This window comes from Mycobacterium sp. NPDC050551 (assembly GCF_040674075.1).
Classification (GTDB): Bacteria; Actinomycetota; Actinomycetes; order Mycobacteriales; family Mycobacteriaceae; genus Mycobacterium.
Genome location: NZ_JBFARC010000004.1, coordinates 423,107 through 444,744 on the forward strand (window position 1 = coordinate 423,107; position 21,638 = coordinate 444,744).

A 21,638-nucleotide genomic window follows, 5' to 3' on the forward strand; every position below is an offset into this window, starting at 1 on the left:
GCCGAGCACGAGCCCATCGCCCGGGTGGTGCCGATGCTCACGGTGCCGCACCTGGACCGTGACTTCGACTACCTGGTGACCGCCGAGCAGTCCGACGACGCCCAGCCGGGGGTCCGGGTGCGGGTCCGGTTCCACGGCCGACTCGTCGACGCCTTCGTGCTGGAGCGCCGCTCGGACACCGACCACGTGGGCAAGCTCGGCCGCTTGGACCGCGTGTTGTCGCCCGAACCCGTGCTGACACCGGACATCCGGCGCCTCGTCGACGCCGTCGCGGCGCGCTACGCCGGCACCCGGCCCGACGTGCTGCGGCTGGCGATCCCGCCCCGGCACGCCCGGGTGGAACGCGAGCCACCACCGCCCGCAACGGTTTCCGCGCACCAGCCGCCCGATCCGGCGGGGTGGGCGCGGTATCAGCGCGGCGAACGGTTTCTTGCCGCGCTGGGGGAGAACCGCGCCGCACGCGCGGTGTGGCAGGCGCTGCCGGGTGAGCGGTGGGCCGACCGGTTCGCCGAGGCCGCGGCCGCGGCGCTGTGCGGCGGGCGCAGCGTGCTGGCCGTGGTGCCCGACCAGAAGGACGTCGACGTGCTGGAGGAGGCCGTGGTCGCCCGCTGCGGTGCCGACGACACGGTGGCGCTGGCCGCGGGTCTCGGGCCTGCCGCACGGTACCGGCGGTGGCTGGCGGTGCTGCGCGGCCGTGCCCGCGTGGTGATCGGCACGCGCAGTGCGGTGTTCGCGCCGGTGCACGATCTCGGGCTGGTGCTGGTGTGGGACGACGGTGACGACTCGCTGTCCGAACCGCGAGCGCCCTATCCGCACGCCAGGGAGGTGGCGATGCTGCGGGCGCACCAGTTGCGCTGCGCGGCGGTCATCGGCGGCTGGACGCGCACCGCCGAGGCGCAGGCACTGGTGCGGTCCGGCTGGGCCCACGATCTGGTGGCCGCTAGGCCTGTGGTGCGGTCGTGCTCGCCGCGGGTGGTCGGACTCGAGGACGGCGGTTACGCCGAGGAACGCGATCCCGCGGCCCGCTCCGCGCGCCTGCCGTCGGTCGCGTTGCGGGCCGCGCGCACGGCGCTCGAGGCGGCACGGCCGGTGCTGGTGCAGGTGCCACGCCGCGGCTACGTGCCCTCGCTGGCATGTGCGAAGTGCCGGACCGTCGCGCGGTGCAGGCATTGTGCGGGACCGCTGTCACTGCCGGAGCGGGGCGGCGAGGGCGCGGTGTGCCGCTGGTGCGGCAGGCATGATCCGATGTTGCGCTGCACGCGCTGCGGCTCGGGTGCGGTGCGGGCGGTGGTCGTCGGCGCCCGCCGCACCGCCGAGGAACTCGGCCGGGCGTTCCCCGGGCAGTCGGTGATCACGTCGTCGGGGGAGTCGGTCGTCGCGACGGTCGGCGACGGCCCGGCACTCGTGGTCGCCACCCCCGGGGCAGAACCCGCCGCCCCCCAGGGTTACGGCGCCGCGCTGCTGCTGGACAGCTGGGCGCTGCTGGGCCGCCAGGACTTGCGCGCCGCGGAGGACACGCTGCGGCGGTGGCTGTCGGTGGCCACGCTGGTCCGCCCGCGCGGCGACGGCGGCGTGGTCGTCGTGGTCGCCGAGACGTCGCTGCCGACCGTGCAGGCGCTCATCCGCTGGGATCCGGTCGGTCACGCCGAACTGGAACTCGATTCCCGCGCCGAGGTGGGTCTGCCGCCGAGCTCGCACATGGCCGCGCTCGACGGCATGCCGCCTGCGGTGACTGCGCTGCTGGAGGAGGCCGACTTCCCGGCGGGGACCGACGTGCTCGGGCCGGTCGAGCTGCCGCCCGGTGTGCGCCGGCCGGCGGGCCTGCCCGCGGGCGTGGAGGTGATCCGGATGCTGGTGCGCGTCGATCGTGGCCGTGGCCACGAACTGGCCGCCGCGCTGCGCCGGGCGATCGGCGTGCAGAGCGCGCGGCGCGAACACGAGCCGGTTCGGGTGCAGATGGACCCGTTGCACATAGGGTGAGTCGCACGCGGCGTGTCACGCCGGACGGGAGGTTCTCATGCGGCGGCCGATCGCATGGCTGATCACCCTGGGAGTCATCGCGATCGGGTTGCTCTGGCCACTCCTGCTGGAGGCCGGCGGCGGTGGCGGCCAGGTCGACGATCCGGTGGTGTTCAGCGACTACCGCGCCGAGTACACCGTCGCCGCCGACGGCACCCTGTATGCCACCGAGATCATCACCGCCGACTTCCCCGGCGGGCGGCACGGCCTGTTCCGGTACTGGGACGTCGGCAACCGGAACAGCCCGCACGTGCGGCAGATACCGGAGGTCACGTCGATCATCCTCGACGGCGCCCCCGCGAGCTACCGGATGCTCTGGGAGAGCGGCGACCGGTTCCGGGTGGCCAAGATCGGCGACGCCGACATCACGCTCGACGCAGGCGCGCACGTCTTCGAGATCCGCTACGCGATCCCCGGTGTGCTCGACCCCGGATCGACGGGCGCGGACCGGACGTTCGCCGCGACCACCGGTGAGCCCAACTCACGTTCGGCGTTCTACTGGAACGTCATCGCGCCGGCGTGGAACAACACCATCGAGCGGGCCGAGATCTCGGTGCGACTGCCCGGGCCGGTCACCGGGGCGCAGTGCAGTGTCGGGGTGGGCGTCGGTCAGGCCTGCCGCGACCTGGCGGTCGTCGGTGACACCGTGACCCTTCGGGCGCTGAACCTCGAGCCGGGCACGCCGGTGACGCTGCGCGCGGGCGTCGACGTCGCGCCGCCCGCCCGTGCCGAACTCCCGTGGAACTACCACTGGGACCGCATCTTCGGACGCTCGCTCAGCACTGCTGCCTGGGTCGCCGCGCTGACCGGACTGGGTGCCGCAGCCGGCTGGTTCTGGTCACGCAGGACACGCGAGACGCCGCCGGGGTTCCCCCTGCAGTACGCGCCGCCGCCGGGTCTCGGGCCGGTGCAGGTGGAGTACATCCGCACCGAGGGCGTCCCCAAACACGGGTTGACGGCGACGCTGTTCCACCTGGCCGACCGCGGTCTGGTCGACCTGCGGCAGGTCAACGCCGACCAGTGGAACGTGCGGGGGGTTGCCGAACGCGGCGCCTGGGCCGACGTCGACCCGGTGAGTGTCGCGGTCGGATCGGCGCTCAAGGTGACGTCGCCCGGATCGGAGTTCGAGGCCAAGAAGGCCGTCTCCGCGGGCAAGAAGCTCGAGAAGGCCAAGAAGGAGATGGCCGACGCGGTCGAGAAGTGGGCGTTCGACGGCGGGCTGCTGGTGAAGCAGAAGAAAGAGCTGTGGGCCACGGCCGCCAGCGGTTTCGCATTCGTCCTCGCCGTGTGCGGGTTCTTCCGCTGGGGCTTCCCGGCCACCATGTGGGGGCTGCCGTTCGCCGCGTTCTTCCTGTTGTCACTGCAGTCGTGGAGGAAAGGGGTGGGCACCCGGCGTACCGCCGCCGGTCGCGAACTGTGGTCACAGGCGGGCGGATTCCACCGGATGCTGGCCACCGACTCGGCCGAGACCCGGTTCGACTTCGCCGCACGAAAGGACCTCTACACCGCCTACATGCCGTTCGCGGTCGCCGCGGGCGCCGCGGCGCTGTGGGCGGCGAAGTATCAGACCACCATGGGAATGCCTGCGCCGCAACCGGACTGGTACAACTCGTCGTCGTCGACGGGTTCTGCGTTCACCGGCTCCGCCGGCGGCGGCTTCGACAGCTTCGAGTCGGCGCTGTCGTCGTCGATCGGGGCCTACACTGCCTCGCAGGCGTCGTCGTCGTCGAGTAGCGGCAGCAGCAGCTCCGGCGGTGGAGGCGGCGGCGGTGGCGGCGGCGGGGGCGGAGGAGGAGGCGGCTCGTGGTGAGATTCCTGCTCGTCCTGATCCTGGTGCTGGCCGTCGCGGTGCTGGTGGGATTCGTGATGGGCTACAACCGGCTTCGGGCCGCCGACGTCCGCGTCGCCGAGGCTCTCGCCGGCATCGACGTGGAGCTGACCCGGCGGGCCTCGCTGATCCCCGGCCTGGTGCACACCGTCACGACGTTCGCGGCGCACGAGAAGGCGATCCTCGACCACGTCACCGCGGCGCGCGCGGCACTGACGGCGGCCACCGGCAGCACGTCGGTGACCCAGCGCAGCACGGCCGAACGCGATCTCGACACCGCGGTGCGCGAAGTGGTCGCACTGGGACAGAACTATCCGCAGCTCTCGTCGTCGGGCAATTTCCTGCAACTGCAGGAGAACCTCGCCGACACCGAGAACAAGCTGGCGTTCGCGCGCCAGTACTACAACGATGCGGTGGCCACACTGAACCGGCTGGCCACCACCATCCCGTGGATGTTCGTCGCGCCGCTCGCGGGCACCACCGCGCGCGAGTACTACCAGACGCCGAGATGAGCCGGCACTTCCCTAGACTGTCGCGGTGCGCATCGTCTTCGCCGGCACCCCGGATCCAGCCGTGCCGTCGTTGCGACGGTTGCTCGCCTCCCCGCGTCACGAGGTGATCGCCGTGCTCACCCGCCCGGACGCCGCCTCGGGCCGGCGCGGGAAGCCCTCGCCGTCGCCGGTCGCCGAGGTGGCGCTGGAACACGGCGTACCGGTGCTGCGCCCACAGCGGCCCAACTCCGAGGAGTTCGTCGCCGAACTGAGCGCCCTGCAGCCGGACTGCTGCGCGGTGGTCGCCTATGGCGCACTGCTGCGCGAGCCGCTGCTGGCCGTGCCCGCGCACGGCTGGATCAATCTGCACTTCTCCCTGCTGCCCGCGTGGCGGGGCGCCGCGCCCGTGCAGGCCGCGATCGCCGCGGGCGACACGGTGACCGGCGCAACCACCTTCCTGATCGAGCCTGCGCTGGATTCCGGACCGGTCTACGGGGTGGTCACCGAGACCATTCGGCCCACCGACACCGCCGGTGCGCTCCTCGAACGCCTCGCGGTGTCGGGCGCCGCCCTGCTGGAGACCACTCTCGACGGCATCGCCGACGCCACTTTGACCGCGGTGCCGCAGCCCTCCGACGGGGTGACGGTGGCGCCGAAGATCACCGTGGACGAGGCGCGGGTGCGCTGGGATCTGCCCGCCCACGCCGTCGACCGCAGGATCCGCGCGGTCACGCCGAATCCCGGCGCTTGGACCATGATCGGTGACCTCCGGGTCAAGGTGGGGCCCGTCTCGATCGCGGAGGCGGAGGTGGAGGCGCTCGCGCCCGGCGAGATCCGAGTATCGCGGGACGGCGTGCTGGTGGGCACCGGGTCGGCGGCCGTCCGGCTGGACCGGATCCAGCCCCCGGGCAAGAAGATGATGAGCGCCGGCGACTGGGCCAGGGGCGCCCGCCTCGACGGGTCGGTCCGCGCGCAATGACCCGCCCGAAGAACACCAAGCGGCCCCGCCGGACTCCGCTCGATCCGGCTCGCCGGGCCGCCCTCGACGTCCTGCGGGCGGTGTCGGAGCGCGACGCGTACGCCAACCTGGCGTTGCCCGCCATGCTGCGGGAACGCGGGATCACCGGCCGCGACGCCGCTTTCGCGACCGAACTGACCTACGGCGCCTGTCGCACCCGCGGCCTGCTCGACGCCGTGATCGAGCACGCGGCCGGCCGGCCGGTCGACCGCATCGACCCGATGCTGCTCGACCTGCTGCGGCTGGGCGCCTACCAGCTGCTGCGCACCCGGGTGGAACCGCATGCCGCGGTGTCCACCACCGTCGAACAGGCGGGCATCGAATTCGACACGGCGCGAGCCGGTTTCGTCAACGGTGTGCTGCGCACCATCGGTAGGCGCGACGAACAGTCCTGGCTCGCCGAACTCGCGCCGTCCGCGGACGCCGACCCCGTCGGCCACACGGCGTTCGTGCACGCCCACCCGCGCTGGATCGCGCAGGCGTTCAGCGATGCGCTCGGTGCGGACGCCGGACAGCTCGACGCGGTACTCGGGGCGGACAACGATCGACCGGTGGTGCACCTGGCGGCCCGCCCGGGTGTGCTCGGCGCCGACGCGCTGGCCGAAGCCGTCGGCGGCACCGTCGGCCGCTACTCGCCGTACGCCGTGCACCTGCCCGGCGGCGACCCCGGCGCCCTGCAACCTCTGCGCAACGGCACCGCCCTGGTGCAGGACGAGGGCAGTCAACTGGTGGCGCTGGCCCTGACACGGGCTCCGGTCGACGGCGACACCGGCCGCTGGCTCGACCTGTGCTCGGGACCGGGCGGGAAGACCGCGATGCTGGCGGCCATCGGCGCCGAATCGGGCGCCCGGGTGACGGCCGTCGAACCCGCACCCGCCCGCGCCGACATGGTGCAGCAGAACACCCTCGGCCTGGGGGTCGACGTGGTGCGCGCCGACGGCCGCGACAGCGGGCTGACGCCCGGGTTCGACCGGGTGCTGGTCGACGCGCCGTGCACCGGCCTCGGCGCGCTGCGCCGCAGGCCCGAGGCACGCTGGCGCAGGCAGCCCGGCGACGTGCCCCCGCTGGCGAAACTGCAGCGTGAACTCCTCGCCGCGGCGATCGCGCTCACCCGCCCGGGCGGTGTGGTGCTCTACGCCACCTGCTCGCCGCACCTGGCCGAGACGGTGGGCGTGGTGGCCGACGCGCTGCGGCGCCACCCGGTCACCGCGCTGGACACCCGGCCGCTGTTCGCAACGGGCCGCGAGCCGCTGCCCGACCTCGGCGACGGCCCGTACGTCCAGCTGTGGCCGCACCGGCACGGCACCGACGCGATGTTCGCCGCGGTGCTGGAAGTAGGGTGAAATCCATGCCGGAGCAACCGATGATCGCGCCGTCGATCCTGGCCGCCGACTTCGCCCGACTGGCCGATGAGACCGCCGTCGTGACGGGTGCCGACTGGCTGCACGTCGATGTGATGGACAACCACTTCGTGCCGAACCTGACGCTCGGCCTGCCGGTGGTGGAGTCGCTGCTCAAGGTCACCGACATCCCGATGGACTGCCATCTGATGATCGAGGACCCGGACCGCTGGGCGCCGCCGTACGCGGAGGCCGGCGCGTACAACGTGACGTTCCACGCCGAGGCGACGGACAACCCGGTGGGCGTGGCCCGCGACATCCGCGCCGCGGGCGCGAAGGCCGGACTCTCCGTCAAGCCGGGCACACCGCTGGAGCCGTACCTGGAGATCCTGCGCGACTTCGACACCCTGCTGGTGATGTCCGTCGAGCCCGGTTTCGGCGGCCAGAAGTTCATCCCCGAGGTGCTCGTGAAGGTCGCCACCGCGCGCCGGCTCGTCGACGCGGGCGAGTTGACGATCCTGGTCGAGATCGACGGCGGCATCAACGCCGACACGATCGAGGCGGCCGCCGAGGCCGGGGTGGACTGCTTCGTCGCCGGGTCCGCGGTCTACAGCGCCGACGATCCCGCGGCCGCCGTGGCGTCGCTGCGCCACCGGGCCGCAGGGGCATCCCGACACCTGGTGCTGTGACCCCCGAGGCCGCGATGCGGCTCGCCGTCGAACATGCCGACCGCGTCAAGGGCACCACCTACCCGAACCCGCCGGTCGGTGCGGTGATCCTCGACGCGGACGGCGAGGTCGCCGGCGTGGGCGCCACCGAGCCGCCGGGTGGGCCGCACGCCGAGGTGGTCGCGCTGCGGCGGGCCGGTGCCCGGGCGGCGGGCGGTACCGCGGTCGTCACGCTGGAACCCTGCAACCATCAGGGCCGCACGCCGCCCTGCGTGGACGCGTTGCTGGCGGCCGGGGTGGCCGCGGTCGCGTTCGCGGTCGCGGACCCGAACCCGGTGGCGGCCGGGGGAGCGGAACGGCTCGCCGCGGCCGGTGTCGACGTAGCGACCGGGGTGCTCGCCGACGTCGTCGCCGGTGGACCGCTGCGGGAGTGGCTGCACAAACAGCGGACCGGCCGCCCGCACGTCACGTGGAAGTTCGCCGCCAGCATCGACGGCCGCAGCGCCGCGGCCGACGGCAGCAGCCAGTGGATCACCGGTGAGGCGGCCCGCGCGGACGTGCACCGCAGGCGGGCTCGCGCGGACGCCATCGTGGTGGGCACCGGCACGGTGTTCGCCGACGATCCCGCGCTGACCGCCCGCAGGCCCGACGGCAGCCTGGCCGACCGGCAACCGCTGCGCGTCGTCGTCGGGGTGCGGGAGATCTCCTCCGAGGCGCGGGTGCTCGACGACGACTCGAGAACGATGGTGATTCGCACCCGTGACCCGCACGAGGTGATCCGCGCCCTCTCTGACCGCACCGACGTCATCCTGGAGGGCGGGCCGACCCTGGCCGGCGCCTTCCTACGGGCCGGCGTCGTCGACAGGATCCTGGCCTACATGGCTCCGATCCTGCTGGGCGGGCCGATCACCGCCGTCGACGACGTCGGTGTGCCGACCATCACGGCGGCCCGCAGGTGGCGATTCGACGGCACGGACGCCGTCGGGCCTGACCTGCTGGTGAGCTTGATCCCGGCCTGATTCTCCGCCGTCTATCCCGCCGGACTGTGGGCCATATCGCCCTCGACGCGCGGCCACGGCAACTAAATGAGGTGCGACTCTCGGTACACTCGTACCAGAGCGCTGTCACCGACGACCCACGCGCTGGTGACCCCGAGCAAAGGACTTGAGCGTGACTGCACTGCAGGACTGGCTCAGCATTCCGACCGTGACACCGCATTCTGTGCGGACCTTCGTCTTCGCGCCCCTCCGCGGCGTCCTGCCCGGCAAAAAGGAAGACCGCACCGAGCCGACGCTGTTGCGCCCCGGCCTCGAACGCTGCTGAGTCAGTCGGCCCGGTGCCGGCCCAGTTGCGGCTCCGCACCCGCGGTGGCCGGGTCGCTGAACGCCGGCTCGTCGGCAGGGGGCGGCGCCGGCTCCGCTTCGCCCGTCTCGTCGGCGTGCTGGTGGCGGCCCGCGATCAGCAGACCGAGCAGGGCGCCGATGATGCAGACGACGGCCGTCGCCAGGAAGATGTCGTGGAACTGCATCACGTACGCCTCGAGCGTCGCCTTGGTGTAACGGGTGGCCTGGGCGAGCGCCTGCTCTCTGGGCGAGCTCACGACGGGCTGCGGCAGCTCGGCCAGGCGCTGGGCCAGCGCCTGGTTGAACCGGTAGAGGCCCCACGCCGACAGCGCGGCGATGCCGACGAGCATGCCGATCATGCGTGCCACCACCACCGCGGCCGACGCGATGCCGTGCTGGGCGGCCGGCACCACCCGCAGCGTCGCAGAGGTCAGCGGCCCGATCACCAGGCCCAGTCCGACACCGGCGATCGCGAGGTCGGTGTCGAGCACCGGCAGTGACACGAAGCCGAGGTCGTGGCGCGCCGAGAACAGGTCCACCGGCCACTTCGAGATCAGGAAGAAGCCGCCTGCGGCGATCACCAGGCCGGCGAACGCCACGATCCGGTCACCGACCCGGCTGGCGATCCACCCGCCCAGCAGGGCGCCGACGGGAAGCGCGATCAGGAATCGGAGCAGCAGGAACGCGGCCTCGTTCTGGGACTGGCCGAGCACGCCCTGCCCGAACAACTCGACGTTGACCAGCGTCACCATCAGCGCTGCGCCCGCCGTCAGGGACGCCCCGAGTGCGGCCAGGAACGGCCGGAACCGCACCCCGGCCGGTTCGATCAGCCTGGTGCGGGCGAACCGCTCCCAGACGAAGAAGCCGACGGCGACCACCGCGGCGGCGATCAAAAGCGGCGCTCCGTAGTCGGGCAGGATCTTCTTGCCGTCCGGCGCGGGGTTGTAGAGCCCGATGACCACCAGGCCGAGCGTGACGGCGAGCAGCACACCGCCGAACACGTCGACCTTCTGCGGCTCGTCGGTCTGTGCGCGCCCGGGCAGGCTGAAGTGGATCATCACCATCGCGATGACCGCCAGCGGCACGTTGACCCAGAAGACCGCCTGCCAGTGGTGGAACGCCCAGACCATGGCGATGCCGTACACCGGGCCCAGCACGGCGCCGAGTTCCTGGGCGGCGCCCACTCCGCCGAGCACGGCCGCGCGTTGGCGGCTGGCCCACAGGTCGGCGGCCAGCGCGAGGGTCACCGGCAGCAGTGCGCCGCTGGCGGCGCCCTGGATGGTGCGGCCGACGACCATCACCACGAGGTCGGTCGACATCGCGGTGATCACCGACCCGACCGCGAAGCCGGCGAGGCTCACCTGCAGCATCAGCTTGCGGCCGAACCGGTCGGAGGCCCGGCCGAGCAGCGGCATCGCGGCGATGTAGCCCAGCAGGTACCAGGTGATGATGGGCGTCACCCGCTGGATCTGATTGATCGCGATCCCGACGTCCATCATGATGTCGCGGATGATGGTGATCACGACGTAGGTGTCGAGCGCGCCCAGCAGCACCGCGAGGCTGCCTGCGCTCAGCGCGATCCCGCGGCTGCGCACCGTCGTTCTGGGCGTGGCTTCCACCGAAGGAGAAGTCATCACACCGCGGGCTTGGTGACGGTGACCGGCTTACCCCAGTCGGTGAACGTCATCGTGATGCTCACGCCGTCCTTGGGTTCCAGCCGGGCCTGCACCAGTTCCTTCTTGTCGTTCTCCGCGATCCACGCGGTGGCGGGCACCTGGCCGGTGGCGCCGAGCTGCGGGGCGATCGAGTTCACGGCCTCGGCGCTGACCGTGCCGGTCACCCGCACGGTGTCGGTGCCTGCGATGTTCTCGCGGCCGTCGGCCTTGGCGTCGGTGAAGTTGGCGAGCAGGTTGGCCAGACCGCGGTTCGGGTCGAGGATCGCCGAGACGTCGAAGATGTCGGCGGCCGGACCGAAGTCCTGCAGACCGCTGCCCGGCGTGAGCGCGGCGTAGAGGGTGCCGTCGACGACGGCGAACTGCACACCTTCGAGGCGCTGACCCATCAGGGCGAGGTTCGTGGTGCCCTGCGCGGCCACCGCCGGGGTGTTGGTCAGATCGCCTTCGAGCGTCTCGATCGGCAGCTCCGGGATCTCGCCCGTGGTCGAGAGCTGCAGGTGCGCACTCTGGTTTTCCCGGGTGGTCTTCGCGGAGTCCTGCAGCAGCGTCGTCGCATCGGGCAGCGGTTCGCTCGACTGTTCCGGCGACGACGAACAGCCGGTCACCACCAGTGCGGTGGCGAAAAGGATTGCGATGAAGGCATGCAGGGCATGGCGTGGGCGCAGACGCATGACTTGCATCGTAGAGGTTCGCGTCGCGGCGACGAGTTTGCCGCCCGCAGCGGCGATCCGCCGGCGCACCGGAATAGGCTGGTCGACGTGTTCACAGGAATCGTCGAAGAGGTGGGCGAGGTCGTCGACAAACAGGACCTCGGTGACGCCGCCCGGCTGGTCATCCGCGGTCCGGTCGTCACGTCGGACGCCGGCCACGGCGACTCGATCGCCGTCAACGGGGTGTGCCTGACAGTGGTCGACGTGCTGGCCGACGGAGCGTTCTCCACCGATGTGATGGGCGAGACCCTCAACCGGTCCAGCCTGCGCGACATCGCCAAGGGCAGCCGGGTCAACCTGGAGCGCGCCGCGGCGGTCAACAGCCGGCTCGGCGGACACATCGTGCAGGGCCACGTCGACGGCACCGGGCATGTGATTGCGCGCACACCGTTCGAGCACTGGGAGGTGATGCGGGTCGGCCTGCCCGAGTCGCTGTCCCGCTACGTCGTCGAGAAGGGGTCGATCACCGTCAACGGGGTGTCGCTGACCGTGTCCGGCCTGGGAGACGACTGGTTCGAGGTGTCGCTGATCCCGACCACCCGGGAATTGACGACACTCGGCACCGCGGGCATCGGTGACCCGGTCAACCTGGAGGTCGACATCATCGCCAAGTACGTCGAACGACTGATGGGTCCCACGGCGGGCTAGCTGGCAATAATCGCCGCCTGCGAGTGGTTCATACTGATGATGTGGACCCGGTCTCCGAACTGATAGACCGAGGTCCTGGATCCGGTGAAGGTGGCAGCAGATGACCAGGCTCGACTCTGTCGAACGGGCGATCGCCGATATCGCCGCGGGTAAGGCCGTGGTCGTGATCGACGACGAGGACCGCGAGAACGAAGGCGACCTCATCTTCGCCGCCGAGAAGGCCACTCCCGAACTCGTCGCGTTCATGGTCCGCTACACCTCGGGCTACCTGTGCGTGCCGCTGAGCGGCGAGGTCTGCGACCGGCTCGGCCTGCTGCCGATGTACGCGGTCAACCAGGACAAGCACGGCACCGCGTACACCGTCACGGTGGACGCGAAAGTCGGTGTCGGAACCGGTATCTCGGCCTCCGACCGGGCGACGACGATGCGTGCGCTCGCCGACCCGGCCGCCGTCTCCGAAGATTTCACCAAGCCGGGCCATGTGGTTCCGCTGCGCGCCAAGGACGGTGGCGTGCTGCGCCGGCCGGGGCACACGGAGGCCGCGGTCGATCTGGCGCGGCTGGCGGGGCTGCAGCCCGCGGGGGCGATCTGCGAGATCGTCAGCCAGAAAGACGAGGGCGCGATGGCGCAGACCGACGAGCTGAGGGTCTTCGCCGACGAGCACGAGCTCGCGCTGATCTCGATCGCCGATCTGATCGAGTGGCGGCGCAAGCACGAGAAGCACATCGTCCGCATCGCCGAGGCCCGCATCCCGACCCGGCACGGTGAGTTCCGTGCCGTCGGCTACACCAGCATCTACGAGGACGTCGAACACGTGGCGCTGGTCCGCGGCGATGTGGCAGGCCCGCACGGCGACGGTCACGACGTGTTGGTCCGGGTGCACTCCGAATGCCTGACCGGTGACGTGTTCGGCTCCCGGCGCTGCGACTGCGGGCCGCAACTGGACGCCGCCATGGCGATGGTGGCCCGCGAGGGCCGCGGCATCGTGCTGTACATGCGTGGCCACGAGGGCCGCGGCATCGGGCTGATGCACAAGCTGCAGGCCTATCAGTTGCAGGACGCCGGCGACGACACCGTCGACGCGAACCTCAAGCTCGGCCTGCCCGCCGACGCGAGGGACTACGGCATCGGGGCGCAGATCCTCGTCGACCTGGGCGTGCGGTCGATGCGGCTGCTGACCAACAACCCCGCCAAGCGCGTCGGCCTGGACGGCTACGGGTTGCACATCATCGAGCGGGTGCCGCTGCCGGTGCGGGCCAACTCCGAGAACATCCGGTATCTGATGACCAAACGCGACCGCATGGGCCACGACCTGATCGGCCTGGACGACTTCGAAGAGGCGCACACGATGGACGGCTACGACGAGGCGGTGTACCTGCTCGGCGACCGCCGCCCGCCCGCTGCCGACCCACGCGATTCCGGCGGCGCCCTGTGAGCCCGGCGGCCGGGGTCCCAGACCTGCCGAAGCTCGACGCGTCGGACATCACGCTGGCGATCGTCGCGAGTACCTGGCACCAGCAGATCTGCGACGCGCTGCTCGACGGCGCCCGCAAGGTCGCCGCCGAAGCCGGGATCGACGACCCCACGGTGGTGCGCGTGCTCGGCGCGATCGAGATACCGGTGGTGACACAGGCTTTGGCCGAGAGTCATGACGCGGTGGTGGCGCTCGGCGTGGTGATCCGCGGCCAGACACCGCATTTCGACTACGTGTGCGATGCGGTGACCCAGGGACTGACCCGGGTGTCACTCGATGCGTCGACCCCGGTCGCCAACGGGGTGCTGACCGTGAACACCGAGGACCAGGCGCTCGACCGGGCGGGCCTGCCGTCCTCGACCGAGGACAAGGGTGCGCAGGCCGCCGCGGCGGCGCTGTCGACCGCGCTGACCTTGCGTGAGCTGCGCGGGCGGTCATGAGCGACGCGACCGGTGACGAGGTCGAGGTCGAGGTGCGGCCCCATCTGACGCCGTATTTCGCCTATGCGGCCGCGGCGATCATCGTCGCCGCGCACGTCACCGTCGGCCTGCTGCTGAAGGTGAGCTCGACCGGGGTCATCTTCCAGACCGCCGACCAGGTGGCGATCGCCCTGCTCGGCGTCGTGATCGGCGGGGTGGTGCTGCTCTTCGCCAGACCTCGGCTGCGCGTCGGTGCTTCCGGCATCGCGGTGCGTAACCTGTTGGCCTACAAGCTCATCCCGTGGTCCGACGTGGTGGGTGTGTCGTTCCCGGTGGGTGCCCGGTGGGCCCGGATCGACCTCCCGGACGACGAGTACATCCCCGTCATGGCCATCCAGGCGATCGACAAGGGGCGCGCTGTCGACGCGATGGACCGGGTGCGTGCCGCACTGTCGCGCCACCGGCCCGACATCACGTCACGCTGAGCGCCATCGCGAACTCGGGGCGTGACTTCTCCGCCGTCACCGACTTCACCGTGAATCCCACGCTCTCGTAGACGCTGCGTGCCACCGAGTTGTCGGCGGCCACCCGCAGTGTCACCGTGCGGGCGCCCTGACTGCTCGCCCAGTCGACCGCGGCCTCGACCAGGGGGCGGGCCAGGCCGTATCCGCGTGCCTCCGGGTCGAGCCACAACGAGTACAGGTACACGGTGTCGACGCTCTCCTTCTGCGCGCCGATCAGGCCGACCGGACGGTCGTCGACGAATGCGGCGAACTGCGCGTGGTCACGCAGCCGGCGCCGCCACTGCGCCGCGGTGAACGCCGACTCGTTGACGAACTGCGGGTCGTCGGAACCCAACGAATCGGTGAGCGCCCGCAACCGGATCACGGCGAACGTGCGCCAGTCGGATTCGGCGAGCCTGGCCACCCGTGATCCACTCACCGGAGCACACCTCGAGTCGCTGCGCTCCTGCTCACCGGGCGTCGCCCATCACCAGCCCTTCGCGACGCGGATCGGCGCCGCCGGTCAGGCCCGACTGGTCCCGCACGATCGCGGACAGCCCACTCGACTGGTCGGCCAGGTCGACGTCGTGGCCGAGCTTGCGCAGGCCCTGCACCAGCGGGTCGTCGTCGCCGTCGTTGGCCGTGTTGATGTTCGGATGCTCGCCGCCGACATTGGTTTTCGGCGTGTTCGCCGCCCCGAAGTCGACCATTCCGACCGCCTGCTGCGGATCGAGGCCCCAGTCGGTCATGCCGACGACGGTCTTCACGACGAACTGGATGATCACGGAGCCGCCGGGGGAGCCGAGCACGGCGTACAACGGGCCCCGTGCCCCCGGCGCACCACCGCCTTCGTCGAACACCAGCGTCGGGGCCATCGTGCTGCGCGGCCGCTTACCGGGCTGGATACGGTTGGCGACCGGCGCGCCGTCGGGACCGGCGGGCTCCGCCGAGAAGTCGGTGAGCTGGTTGTTGAGGATGAAGCCGTCGACCATGTGGAACGAGCCGAACGCCGACTCCACCGTGGTGGTCAGCGATGCGGCGTTGCCGAACGAGTCGACCACGCTGATCTGGCTGGTGCCGTGCTCCGGTGTGGGCGGCACCGGCGAGGTCTTCGGGCCGAACTCGCCGGGCTTGGCGGTGCCCATCGTCCGCTGCTCGGAGATCAGGGCCGCGCGTCCGGCGAGGTAGTCGCTGTTGAGCAGGGTGTTCGGCGTGCCGCCCGGCAGCGGGACGAATTCGGTGTCGGCGACGTACTTGTCGCGATCGGCGTAGGCCAGCCGCTCGGCCTCGGAGATCAGGTGGACACCCATCACCGTCGGCCGGCCGCCGTTGAGGTCGAGGTCGGTGGGCTTGTGGTCGCCCATCGAGAAGCGCTCCAGCATGCCGAGGGTGGCCAGCACCGCGATGCCGCCCGAGGACGGTGGCGGCATCCCGCACACCTCCCGGCCGCGGTACGACTTGCACAGCGGCTCACGCATTTTCACCGTGTAGCCGGAGAGGTCCTGCGCGGTCATCAGGCTGGGGGTGCGGCCGCCCGCGGTGTCCGCGGCGGCTTCCACGATCGCCTGGGCGATCGGTCCGCTGTAGAACGCCTGCGCCCCGTCGGTGGCCAGGGCGCCCAAAGTCTTGGCGTATGCCGGGTTCGTCAGCCTGGTGCCCGCGGTCTTGGGGCTGCCGTCGGCGTTGAGGAAGTAGGCGGCGGCCTCGGGGTCGACCCGCAGTTCCTTGGCGACGTCGGCGATGGCCGCGGCCAGCCGGGGGCTGATGTCGAAACCGCGGTCGGCCAGCCCCACGGCGGGCTGGAACAGGTCACGCCAGGTGGACTTGCCGTGCTCCCGATGGGCGTCCTCGAGCATCCGCACGATGCCGGGCACGCCGATGGACCGGCCCGACGCCCTGGCGTCCGGCTTCGGCTCGGTGCGGTCGGTGTCGGAGATCCAGCGCAGGTAGTTCTCGGTCGCGGCGGCCGGGGCCACCTCCCGCCCGTCGTAGGCCTGCACCTTGCCCGACGCGGCGTCGAAGTAGAGCAGGAAGCCGCCGCCGCCGATGCCTGAGGCCTGGGGTTCGACCAGGCCGAGCACCGACTGCGCGGTGACCAGCGCGTCAGCCGCGGTGCCGCCGTCCCGCAGCACCCGGCAGGCCTCCTGGGTGGCCAGCGGATTGGCCGTCGCAACCGCGTAGCGCGCGGTGTGCACCGCCGTCATGTCCTTGCGGTAACCGGTGGCGACCTCGGGATTGGTGCCGAGATTCCGCGAGGTGGGAGCGTCGGGCGCGGCGGTCGGCGTCTTGGGCGCCGGTGTGCCGTTGGACACGATCTCGCACGGGCTCGCCGCGGGGGTGGGAGGGGACTCGTCGTCGCTGCCGCAGCCGGCCACGACCAGTCCGACACCCGCCAACAGGGCCGCGAGCTTCTGCGGGCATACCGGGATGCGCACCCCTCGACGTTAGCGGAGTCACACAGGTCTGCGGCAGTAACCTGGAAACCGTGCCCGATCCAGCGACGTACCGGCCCGCGCCCGGGTCGATCCCCGTCGAACCGGGTGTCTACCGCTTCCGAGACCCGCACGGCCGGGTGATCTACGTCGGCAAGGCCAAGAGCCTGCGCAGCCGGCTGAACTCTTACTTCGCCGACATCGCCGGCCTCGCGCCGCGCACCCGGCAGATGGTGACCACCGCGGCCAAGGTCGAGTGGACGGTGGTCACCACCGAGGTCGAGGCGTTGCAGCTGGAGTACCTCTGGATCAAGGAGTTCGATCCGCGGTTCAACATCCGCTACCGCGACGACAAGTCCTACCCGGTGCTGGCGGTGACCCTGAACGAGGAGTACCCGCGGCTGATGGTCTACCGCGGGCCGCGCCGCAAGGGGGTGCGGTACTTCGGGCCGTACTCTCACGCGTGGGCGATCCGGGAGACTCTCGACCTACTCACCCGGGTGTTCCCGTCCCGCACCTGCTCGGCCGGAGTGTTCAAGCGGCACAAGCAGATCGACCGGCCCTGCCTGCTCGGTTACATCGACAAGTGCTCGGCTCCGTGCGTCGGCAGGGTCAGCGCCGAGGAGCACCGCCGGATCGTGCTGGACTTCTGCGACTTCCTGGCGGGCAAGACCGACCGGCTGGCGCGTGACATGGAACACCAGATGGCCGAGGCCGCCGAGCAGCTGGACTTCGAACGCGCAGCGCGGTTGCGGGACAACATCGGCGCGCTCAAGCGGGCGCTGGAGAAGCAGACCGTGGTGTTCGGCGACGGCACCGACGCCGACCTGGTGGCGTTCGCCGACGACGAGCTCGAAGCGGCCGTACAGGTGTTCCACGTCCGTGGCGGGCGGGTGCGCGGCCAGCGCGGCTGGATCGTCGAGAAGTCCGGCGACCCAGGCGAATCCGGCGAGGAGCGGTTGGTCGAACAGTTCCTCACTCAGTTCTACGGCGATCAGGCGGAGCTGGGCGTGGCCGGCGACGGCGGCAGGGACGAGGCGACCAACCCGGTGCCACGCCAGGTGCTGGTGCCGTGCCTGCCCGACAACGCCGACGAACTGGCGGAATGGCTCTCGGGGCTGCGCGGGTCGCGGGTGTCGCTGCGGGTGCCCCAGCGCGGCGACAAGCGTGCGTTGGCCGAGACCGTCAGGCGCAACGCCATGGACGCCCTGGCGCAGCACAAGCTGAAGCGTGCCGGCGACTTCACCGCGAGAAGTGCTGCGCTGCAGAGTATCCAGGACACCCTCGGGCTCGCGGACGCACCGCTGCGCATCGAATGCGTCGACATCAGCCACGTCCAGGGCACCGACGTCGTGGCCTCACTGGTGGTGTTCGAGGACGGGCTGCCGCGCAAGTCCGACTACCGCCACTACGCGATCCGGGAGGCGGCCGGGGAGGGCCGCTCCGACGACGTGGCGTCCATCGCCGAGGTCACCCGGCGGCGGTTCTACCGTCATCTGCAGGACACCCGGCCCCCGACGGACTCACCCGAACCGGCGACAGCGCCGGAGCCGACCGACACCGCGGGCACGGGCAGGCCGCGGCGCTTCGCCTACCCGCCGAACCTCTTCGTCGTCGACGGCGGCGCACCTCAGGTGAACGCCGCGCAGGCGGTGCTCGACGACCTCGGCGTCAGTGACGTCGCCGTCGTCGGGCTGGCCAAGCGGTTGGAGGAGGTGTGGGTGCCCGCCGAACCCGACCCGGTGATCTTCCCGCGCAACAGCGAGGGGCTCTATCTGCTGCAGCGCGTCCGCGACGAGGCGCACCGATTCGCCATCGCCTATCACCGCAGCAAGCGGTCCAAGCGGATGACGGCCTCGGCTCTCGACTCGGTGCGCGGTCTGGGTGAACACCGGCGCAAGGCGCTGGTGACGCACTTCGGTTCGGTCGCCAAGTTGAAGGAGGCCACGGTCGAGGAGATCACCGCGGTGCCGGGGATCGGCGCGACGACGGCGAAGGCGGTGCTGGAGGCTCTCGGCGGCGCAGCGGCCGATTCCGCTGTGCCCACAGCCGTTGTCGAGGATGATCAGGCCAGGGCATCGGGATGACAGAGTCAGGGATGAGCGGACAACTGCAGGACGACGGGGTGGTTCACGGGTCGGGCGGGGAATCGGGCATCGACGTCGTGTTGGTGACAGGACTGTCCGGGGCGGGGCGCGGAACGGCGGCCAAGGTGCTCGAGGACCTCGGCTGGTACGTCGCCGACAACCTGCCGCCGGAGTTGATCGCGCGGATGGTCGAGCTGGGTCTGGCCGCCGGCTCCCGGATCACGCAACTGGCCGTAGTGATGGACGTGCGGTCAAGGGGCTTCACCGGCGACCTGGACTGGGTGCGCAGCGACCTGGCGACCCGCAACATCCGCCCGCGGGTGCTGTTCCTCGAGGCGTCCGACGACATCCTGGTGCGGCGCTACGAGCAGAACCGCCGGAGTCATCCGCTGCAGGGCAACCAGACCCTGGCCGAGGGCATCGCGGCCGAACGGGCACTGCTGGCCGCGGTGCGCGCGACGGCCGACCTGGTGATCGACACCTCGAAGTTGTCGGTGCCCGCGCTGCGGGAGAGCATCGAGCGGGCGTTCGGCGGCGAGACCGTCGCCCACACCAGCGTCACGGTCGAGTCGTTCGGGTACAAGTACGGACTGCCGATGGACGCCGACACGGTGATGGACGTGCGGTTCCTGCCGAACCCGCACTGGGTCGACGACCTGCGCCCGCACACCGGTCAGCACGAGGCGGTGCGCGACTACGTGCTCGGGCAGCCCGGCGCCGCCGAGTTCCTCGACACCTACCATCGATTGCTGGACGTCGTGATCGAGGGATACCGCCGGGAGGGAAAGCGTTACATGACGGTCGCCATCGGGTGTACGGGCGGCAAGCATCGCAGCGTCGCGATGGCCGAGGCGCTGGCCGGGCGGCTGCAAGGCGGTGACGGCTTGACGGTGCGGGTGCTGCACCGGGATCTGGGGCGCGAATGAGCCCGCGGATCGTCGCGCTCGGAGGCGGGCACGGCCTGTACGCGACGCTGTCCGCGGCCCGCCGCCTCAGCCATCACGTCACCGCGGTGGTCACGGTCGCCGACGACGGCGGCTCGTCCGGACGGCTGCGCAGCGAACTGGACGTGGTGCCGCCGGGCGACCTGCGAATGGCATTGGCGGCGTTGGCATCCGACACCCCGCAGGGACGGCTTTGGGCGACGATCATCCAGCACCGGTTCGGCGGCAGCGGCGCGCTGGCCGGCCACCCGATCGGCAACCTGATGCTGGCGGGGCTGAGTGAGGTGCTCGCCGATCCGGTCGCCGCCCTCGACGAGCTGGGCCGGGTGCTCGGGCTGAAGGGCCGCGTGCTGCCGATGTGCCCGATCGCGCTGCAGATCGAGGCCGACGTCGCGGGCCTGGAGTCCGATCCGCGGATGAGCCGGGTGATCCGCGGTCAGGTGGCGATCGCGACGACGGTCGGCAAGGTGCGCAGGGTCCGGCTGCTGCCCGGCGACCCGCCTGCGACCCGGCAGGCGGTGGACGCCATCATGAGCGCCGACCTGGTGGTGCTCGGTCCGGGCTCGTGGTTCACCAGCGTCATCCCGCACGTGCTGGTGCCGGAACTGGCGGCTGCGCTGCGCGCCACGTCGGCCAGGCGGGCACTGGTGCTCAACCTCGCGGCCGAGCCGGGGGAGACCGCCGGGTTCTCGGTCGAACGTCACATCCACGTGCTCGCCCAGCACGCGCCCGACTTCACCGCGCACGACATCATCGTCGACGCCACCCGGGTGCCGAGCGACCGCGAGCGTGAGCAACTCAGCCGCACCGCCACCATCCTCGAGGCCCGCGTGGAGTTTGCTGACGTGTGTAGACCTGGTACACCTTTACATGACCCGGCGAAACTGGCCGCGGCATTGGAGGGGGTCCGCTTGCGAGGGGTGGCGCCGGCCCCCAATGTGCAGATGCCGACGGTGCCCACACCGACCGTGAACAGACCGAGAGGTGACGACCCGTGGCGATGACAGCCGAGGTCAAAGACGAGCTGAGCCGATTGGTGGTCAATTCGGTGAGTGCTCGCCGCGCCGAGGTGGCCGCGCTGCTGCGCTTCGCCGGTGGGCTGCACATCGTGTCGGGGCGGGTGGTCGTCGAGGCCGAGGTGGATCTGGGCATCATCGCGCGGCGGCTGCGCAAGGACATCCACGACCTGTACGGCTACAACGCGGTGGTGCACGTGCTGTCCGCCAGCGGGATCCGCAAGGGCACCCGGTACGTCGTGCGGGTGGCCAAGGACGGAGAAGCGCTGGCCAGGCAGACAGGTCTGCTGGACCTGCGTGGACGCCCGGTGCGCGGCCTGCCCGCCCAGGTGGTCGGCGGCAGCGTCGGCGACGCCGAAGCCGCTTGGCGCGGTGCGTTTCTCGCGCACGGGTCGCTGACCGAGCCGGGTCGCTCGTCGGCGCTGGAGGTGAGTTGCCCGGGCCCCGAGGCCGCGCTGGCACTCGTCGGTGCGGCGCGCCGGCTGGGGGTGAGCGCAAAGGCCCGCGAGGTCCGGGGCAGTGACCGGGTGGTGGTGCGCGACGGCGAGGCCATCGGTGCGCTGCTCACCCGGATGGGCGCTCAGGACACCCGGTTGACGTGGGAGGAGCGCCGGATGCGGCGCGAGGTGCGCGCCACGGCGAACCGGCTGGCCAACTTCGACGACGCGAATCTGCGGCGCTCGGCACGCGCGGCGGTCGCGGCGGCCGCCCGGGTGGAGCGGGCGCTGCACATCTTGGGCGACACGGTGCCGGACCACCTGTCGGCGGCGGGCCGGTTGCGGGTGGAGCACCGGCAGGCGTCACTCGAGGAGCTCGGCCGGTTGGCCGATCCGCCGATGACGAAAGACGCTGTGGCAGGACGTATCCGACGCTTGTTGTCGATGGCCGACCGGAAGGCCAAGCAGGACGGCATTCCGGACACCGAGTCCGCGGTGACGCCGGACCTGCTCGAGGACGCCTGAGCTTCGTCGAGTAGGCAGCCAAACAAGCGTGCGCTCGCCACCGGTGTGGCATCCTGCGGA

General features: G+C 71.3%; 20 protein-coding genes. 16 read left to right on the forward strand and 4 right to left on the reverse strand.

Features of this window, described 5'->3' with window-relative positions; all coding sequences use genetic code 11:
* The first annotated feature begins 33 nt into the window (after positions 1-33).
* From AB0K11_RS18550 to AB0K11_RS18585, 8 genes are all read left to right on the forward strand, one after another.
* Complete coding sequence (locus tag AB0K11_RS18550; RefSeq protein WP_364980478.1) at positions 34-1,980, forward strand: primosomal protein N'; 1,947 nt, start codon at positions 34-36, stop codon at positions 1,978-1,980.
* A 37-nt stretch (positions 1,981-2,017) separates the two neighbouring features.
* On the forward strand, positions 2,018-3,829 hold the full coding sequence (locus tag AB0K11_RS18555; RefSeq protein ID WP_364979709.1) for a DUF2207 domain-containing protein: 1,812 nt from the start codon (positions 2,018-2,020) through the stop codon (positions 3,827-3,829).
* On the forward strand, positions 3,823-4,359 hold the full coding sequence (locus tag AB0K11_RS18560) for a LemA family protein (RefSeq protein WP_364979712.1): 537 nt from the start codon (positions 3,823-3,825) through the stop codon (positions 4,357-4,359). Before AB0K11_RS18555 ends, AB0K11_RS18560 begins: the two co-directional genes overlap by 7 nt.
* Positions 4,360-4,384: 25 nt before the next feature.
* Positions 4,385-5,317: a methionyl-tRNA formyltransferase gene (gene fmt, locus AB0K11_RS18565; RefSeq protein ID WP_364979715.1), complete on the forward strand. Its 933-nt coding sequence runs from the start codon at positions 4,385-4,387 to the stop codon at positions 5,315-5,317.
* Positions 5,314-6,699: an rRNA small subunit methyltransferase B gene (locus AB0K11_RS18570; RefSeq protein ID WP_364979718.1), complete on the forward strand. Its 1,386-nt coding sequence runs from the start codon at positions 5,314-5,316 to the stop codon at positions 6,697-6,699. The genes fmt and AB0K11_RS18570 overlap by 4 nt, the downstream gene beginning before the upstream one ends.
* A 5-nt stretch (positions 6,700-6,704) precedes the next feature.
* A complete protein-coding gene (gene rpe / locus AB0K11_RS18575; RefSeq protein WP_364979721.1) occupies positions 6,705-7,385 on the forward strand; it encodes a ribulose-phosphate 3-epimerase in 681 nt (226 codons plus the stop codon).
* Positions 7,382-8,383: a bifunctional diaminohydroxyphosphoribosylaminopyrimidine deaminase/5-amino-6-(5-phosphoribosylamino)uracil reductase RibD gene (gene ribD / locus AB0K11_RS18580; RefSeq protein ID WP_364979724.1), complete on the forward strand. Its 1,002-nt coding sequence runs from the start codon at positions 7,382-7,384 to the stop codon at positions 8,381-8,383. The genes rpe and ribD overlap by 4 nt, the downstream gene beginning before the upstream one ends.
* A gap of 151 nt (positions 8,384-8,534) precedes the next feature.
* Positions 8,535-8,687 (forward strand): hypothetical protein, encoded by a 153-nt coding sequence (locus tag AB0K11_RS18585; protein WP_364979727.1) that lies wholly within the window; start codon positions 8,535-8,537, stop codon positions 8,685-8,687.
* Position 8,688: 1 nt separating this feature from the next.
* Here AB0K11_RS18585 and AB0K11_RS18590 read toward each other — a convergent pair whose 3' ends face one another.
* Positions 8,689-10,341, reverse strand: a complete 1,653-nt coding sequence (locus AB0K11_RS18590) for an MFS transporter (RefSeq protein ID WP_364979729.1) — start codon at positions 10,339-10,341, stop codon at positions 8,689-8,691.
* Positions 10,341-11,054, reverse strand: a complete 714-nt coding sequence (locus tag AB0K11_RS18595; protein WP_364979732.1) for an LppX_LprAFG lipoprotein — start codon at positions 11,052-11,054, stop codon at positions 10,341-10,343. Before AB0K11_RS18595 ends, AB0K11_RS18590 begins: the two co-directional genes overlap by 1 nt.
* A gap of 87 nt (positions 11,055-11,141) precedes the next feature.
* On the opposite strand from AB0K11_RS18595, the gene AB0K11_RS18600 reads away from it, so the two are divergent.
* The 4 genes from AB0K11_RS18600 (at position 11,142) to AB0K11_RS18615 (ending at position 14,119) form a co-directional block, all read left to right on the forward strand.
* A complete protein-coding gene (locus tag AB0K11_RS18600; protein ID WP_364979735.1) occupies positions 11,142-11,741 on the forward strand; it encodes a riboflavin synthase in 600 nt (199 codons plus the stop codon).
* A 100-nt stretch (positions 11,742-11,841) separates the two neighbouring features.
* On the forward strand, positions 11,842-13,176 hold the full coding sequence (locus AB0K11_RS18605; RefSeq protein WP_364979738.1) for a bifunctional 3,4-dihydroxy-2-butanone-4-phosphate synthase/GTP cyclohydrolase II: 1,335 nt from the start codon (positions 11,842-11,844) through the stop codon (positions 13,174-13,176).
* Complete coding sequence (gene ribH, locus AB0K11_RS18610; RefSeq protein WP_364979741.1) at positions 13,173-13,655, forward strand: 6,7-dimethyl-8-ribityllumazine synthase; 483 nt, start codon at positions 13,173-13,175, stop codon at positions 13,653-13,655. Before AB0K11_RS18605 ends, ribH begins: the two co-directional genes overlap by 4 nt.
* Complete coding sequence (locus tag AB0K11_RS18615) at positions 13,652-14,119, forward strand: PH domain-containing protein (RefSeq protein ID WP_364979744.1); 468 nt, start codon at positions 13,652-13,654, stop codon at positions 14,117-14,119. The genes ribH and AB0K11_RS18615 overlap by 4 nt, the downstream gene beginning before the upstream one ends.
* Here AB0K11_RS18615 and AB0K11_RS18620 read toward each other — a convergent pair.
* A complete protein-coding gene (locus AB0K11_RS18620; RefSeq protein WP_364979747.1) occupies positions 14,106-14,576 on the reverse strand; it encodes a GNAT family N-acetyltransferase in 471 nt (156 codons plus the stop codon). The genes AB0K11_RS18615 and AB0K11_RS18620 overlap by 14 nt on opposite strands.
* 31 nt (positions 14,577-14,607) lie before the next feature.
* Positions 14,608-16,566 carry a gamma-glutamyltransferase family protein gene (locus AB0K11_RS18625; protein WP_364980481.1) on the reverse strand — a complete coding sequence of 653 codons (1,959 nt, stop codon included), beginning with the start codon at positions 16,564-16,566 and terminating at the stop codon, positions 14,608-14,610.
* A 56-nt stretch (positions 16,567-16,622) separates the two neighbouring features.
* Between AB0K11_RS18625 and uvrC the strand changes: the two genes are divergently transcribed.
* The 4 genes from uvrC to whiA are packed head-to-tail and all read left to right on the forward strand — an operon-like array spanning position 16,623 to position 21,578.
* Positions 16,623-18,656 carry an excinuclease ABC subunit UvrC gene (gene uvrC, locus AB0K11_RS18630; RefSeq protein ID WP_364979750.1) on the forward strand — a complete coding sequence of 678 codons (2,034 nt, stop codon included), beginning with the start codon at positions 16,623-16,625 and terminating at the stop codon, positions 18,654-18,656.
* A gap of 11 nt (positions 18,657-18,667) precedes the next feature.
* On the forward strand, positions 18,668-19,582 hold the full coding sequence (gene rapZ / locus AB0K11_RS18635) for an RNase adapter RapZ (protein WP_364979753.1): 915 nt from the start codon (positions 18,668-18,670) through the stop codon (positions 19,580-19,582).
* Complete coding sequence (yvcK, locus tag AB0K11_RS18640) at positions 19,579-20,604, forward strand: uridine diphosphate-N-acetylglucosamine-binding protein YvcK (protein ID WP_364979756.1); 1,026 nt, start codon at positions 19,579-19,581, stop codon at positions 20,602-20,604. The genes rapZ and yvcK overlap by 4 nt, the downstream gene beginning before the upstream one ends.
* Positions 20,601-21,578, forward strand: coding sequence for a DNA-binding protein WhiA (gene whiA, locus AB0K11_RS18645; protein WP_264013881.1), 978 nt, complete (start codon positions 20,601-20,603; stop codon positions 21,576-21,578). The genes yvcK and whiA overlap by 4 nt, the downstream gene beginning before the upstream one ends.
* The last annotated feature ends 60 nt before the right edge of the window (positions 21,579-21,638 follow it).

Bases quoted from the DNA above. Each gene is read 5' to 3' on its own strand.
- AB0K11_RS18550 (WP_364980478.1), top strand. From the start codon at position 34: ATGCTCACGGTGCCGCACCTGGACCGTGACTTCGACTACCTGGTGACC.
- AB0K11_RS18555 (WP_364979709.1), top strand. From the start codon at position 2,018: ATGCGGCGGCCGATCGCATGGCTGATCACCCTGGGAGTCATCGCGATC.
- AB0K11_RS18570 (WP_364979718.1), top strand. From the start codon at position 5,314: ATGACCCGCCCGAAGAACACCAAGCGGCCCCGCCGGACTCCGCTCGAT.
- rpe (WP_364979721.1), top strand. From the start codon at position 6,705: ATGCCGGAGCAACCGATGATCGCGCCGTCGATCCTGGCCGCCGACTTC.
- AB0K11_RS18590 (WP_364979729.1), bottom strand. From the start codon at position 10,341: ATGACTTCTCCTTCGGTGGAAGCCACGCCCAGAACGACGGTGCGCAGC.
- AB0K11_RS18595 (WP_364979732.1), bottom strand. From the start codon at position 11,054: ATGCGTCTGCGCCCACGCCATGCCCTGCATGCCTTCATCGCAATCCTT.
- AB0K11_RS18605 (WP_364979738.1), top strand. From the start codon at position 11,842: ATGACCAGGCTCGACTCTGTCGAACGGGCGATCGCCGATATCGCCGCG.
- AB0K11_RS18615 (WP_364979744.1), top strand. From the start codon at position 13,652: ATGAGCGACGCGACCGGTGACGAGGTCGAGGTCGAGGTGCGGCCCCAT.
- rapZ (WP_364979753.1), top strand. From the start codon at position 18,668: ATGAGCGGACAACTGCAGGACGACGGGGTGGTTCACGGGTCGGGCGGG.
- yvcK (WP_364979756.1), top strand. From the start codon at position 19,579: ATGAGCCCGCGGATCGTCGCGCTCGGAGGCGGGCACGGCCTGTACGCG.
- whiA (WP_264013881.1), top strand. From the start codon at position 20,601: ATGACAGCCGAGGTCAAAGACGAGCTGAGCCGATTGGTGGTCAATTCG.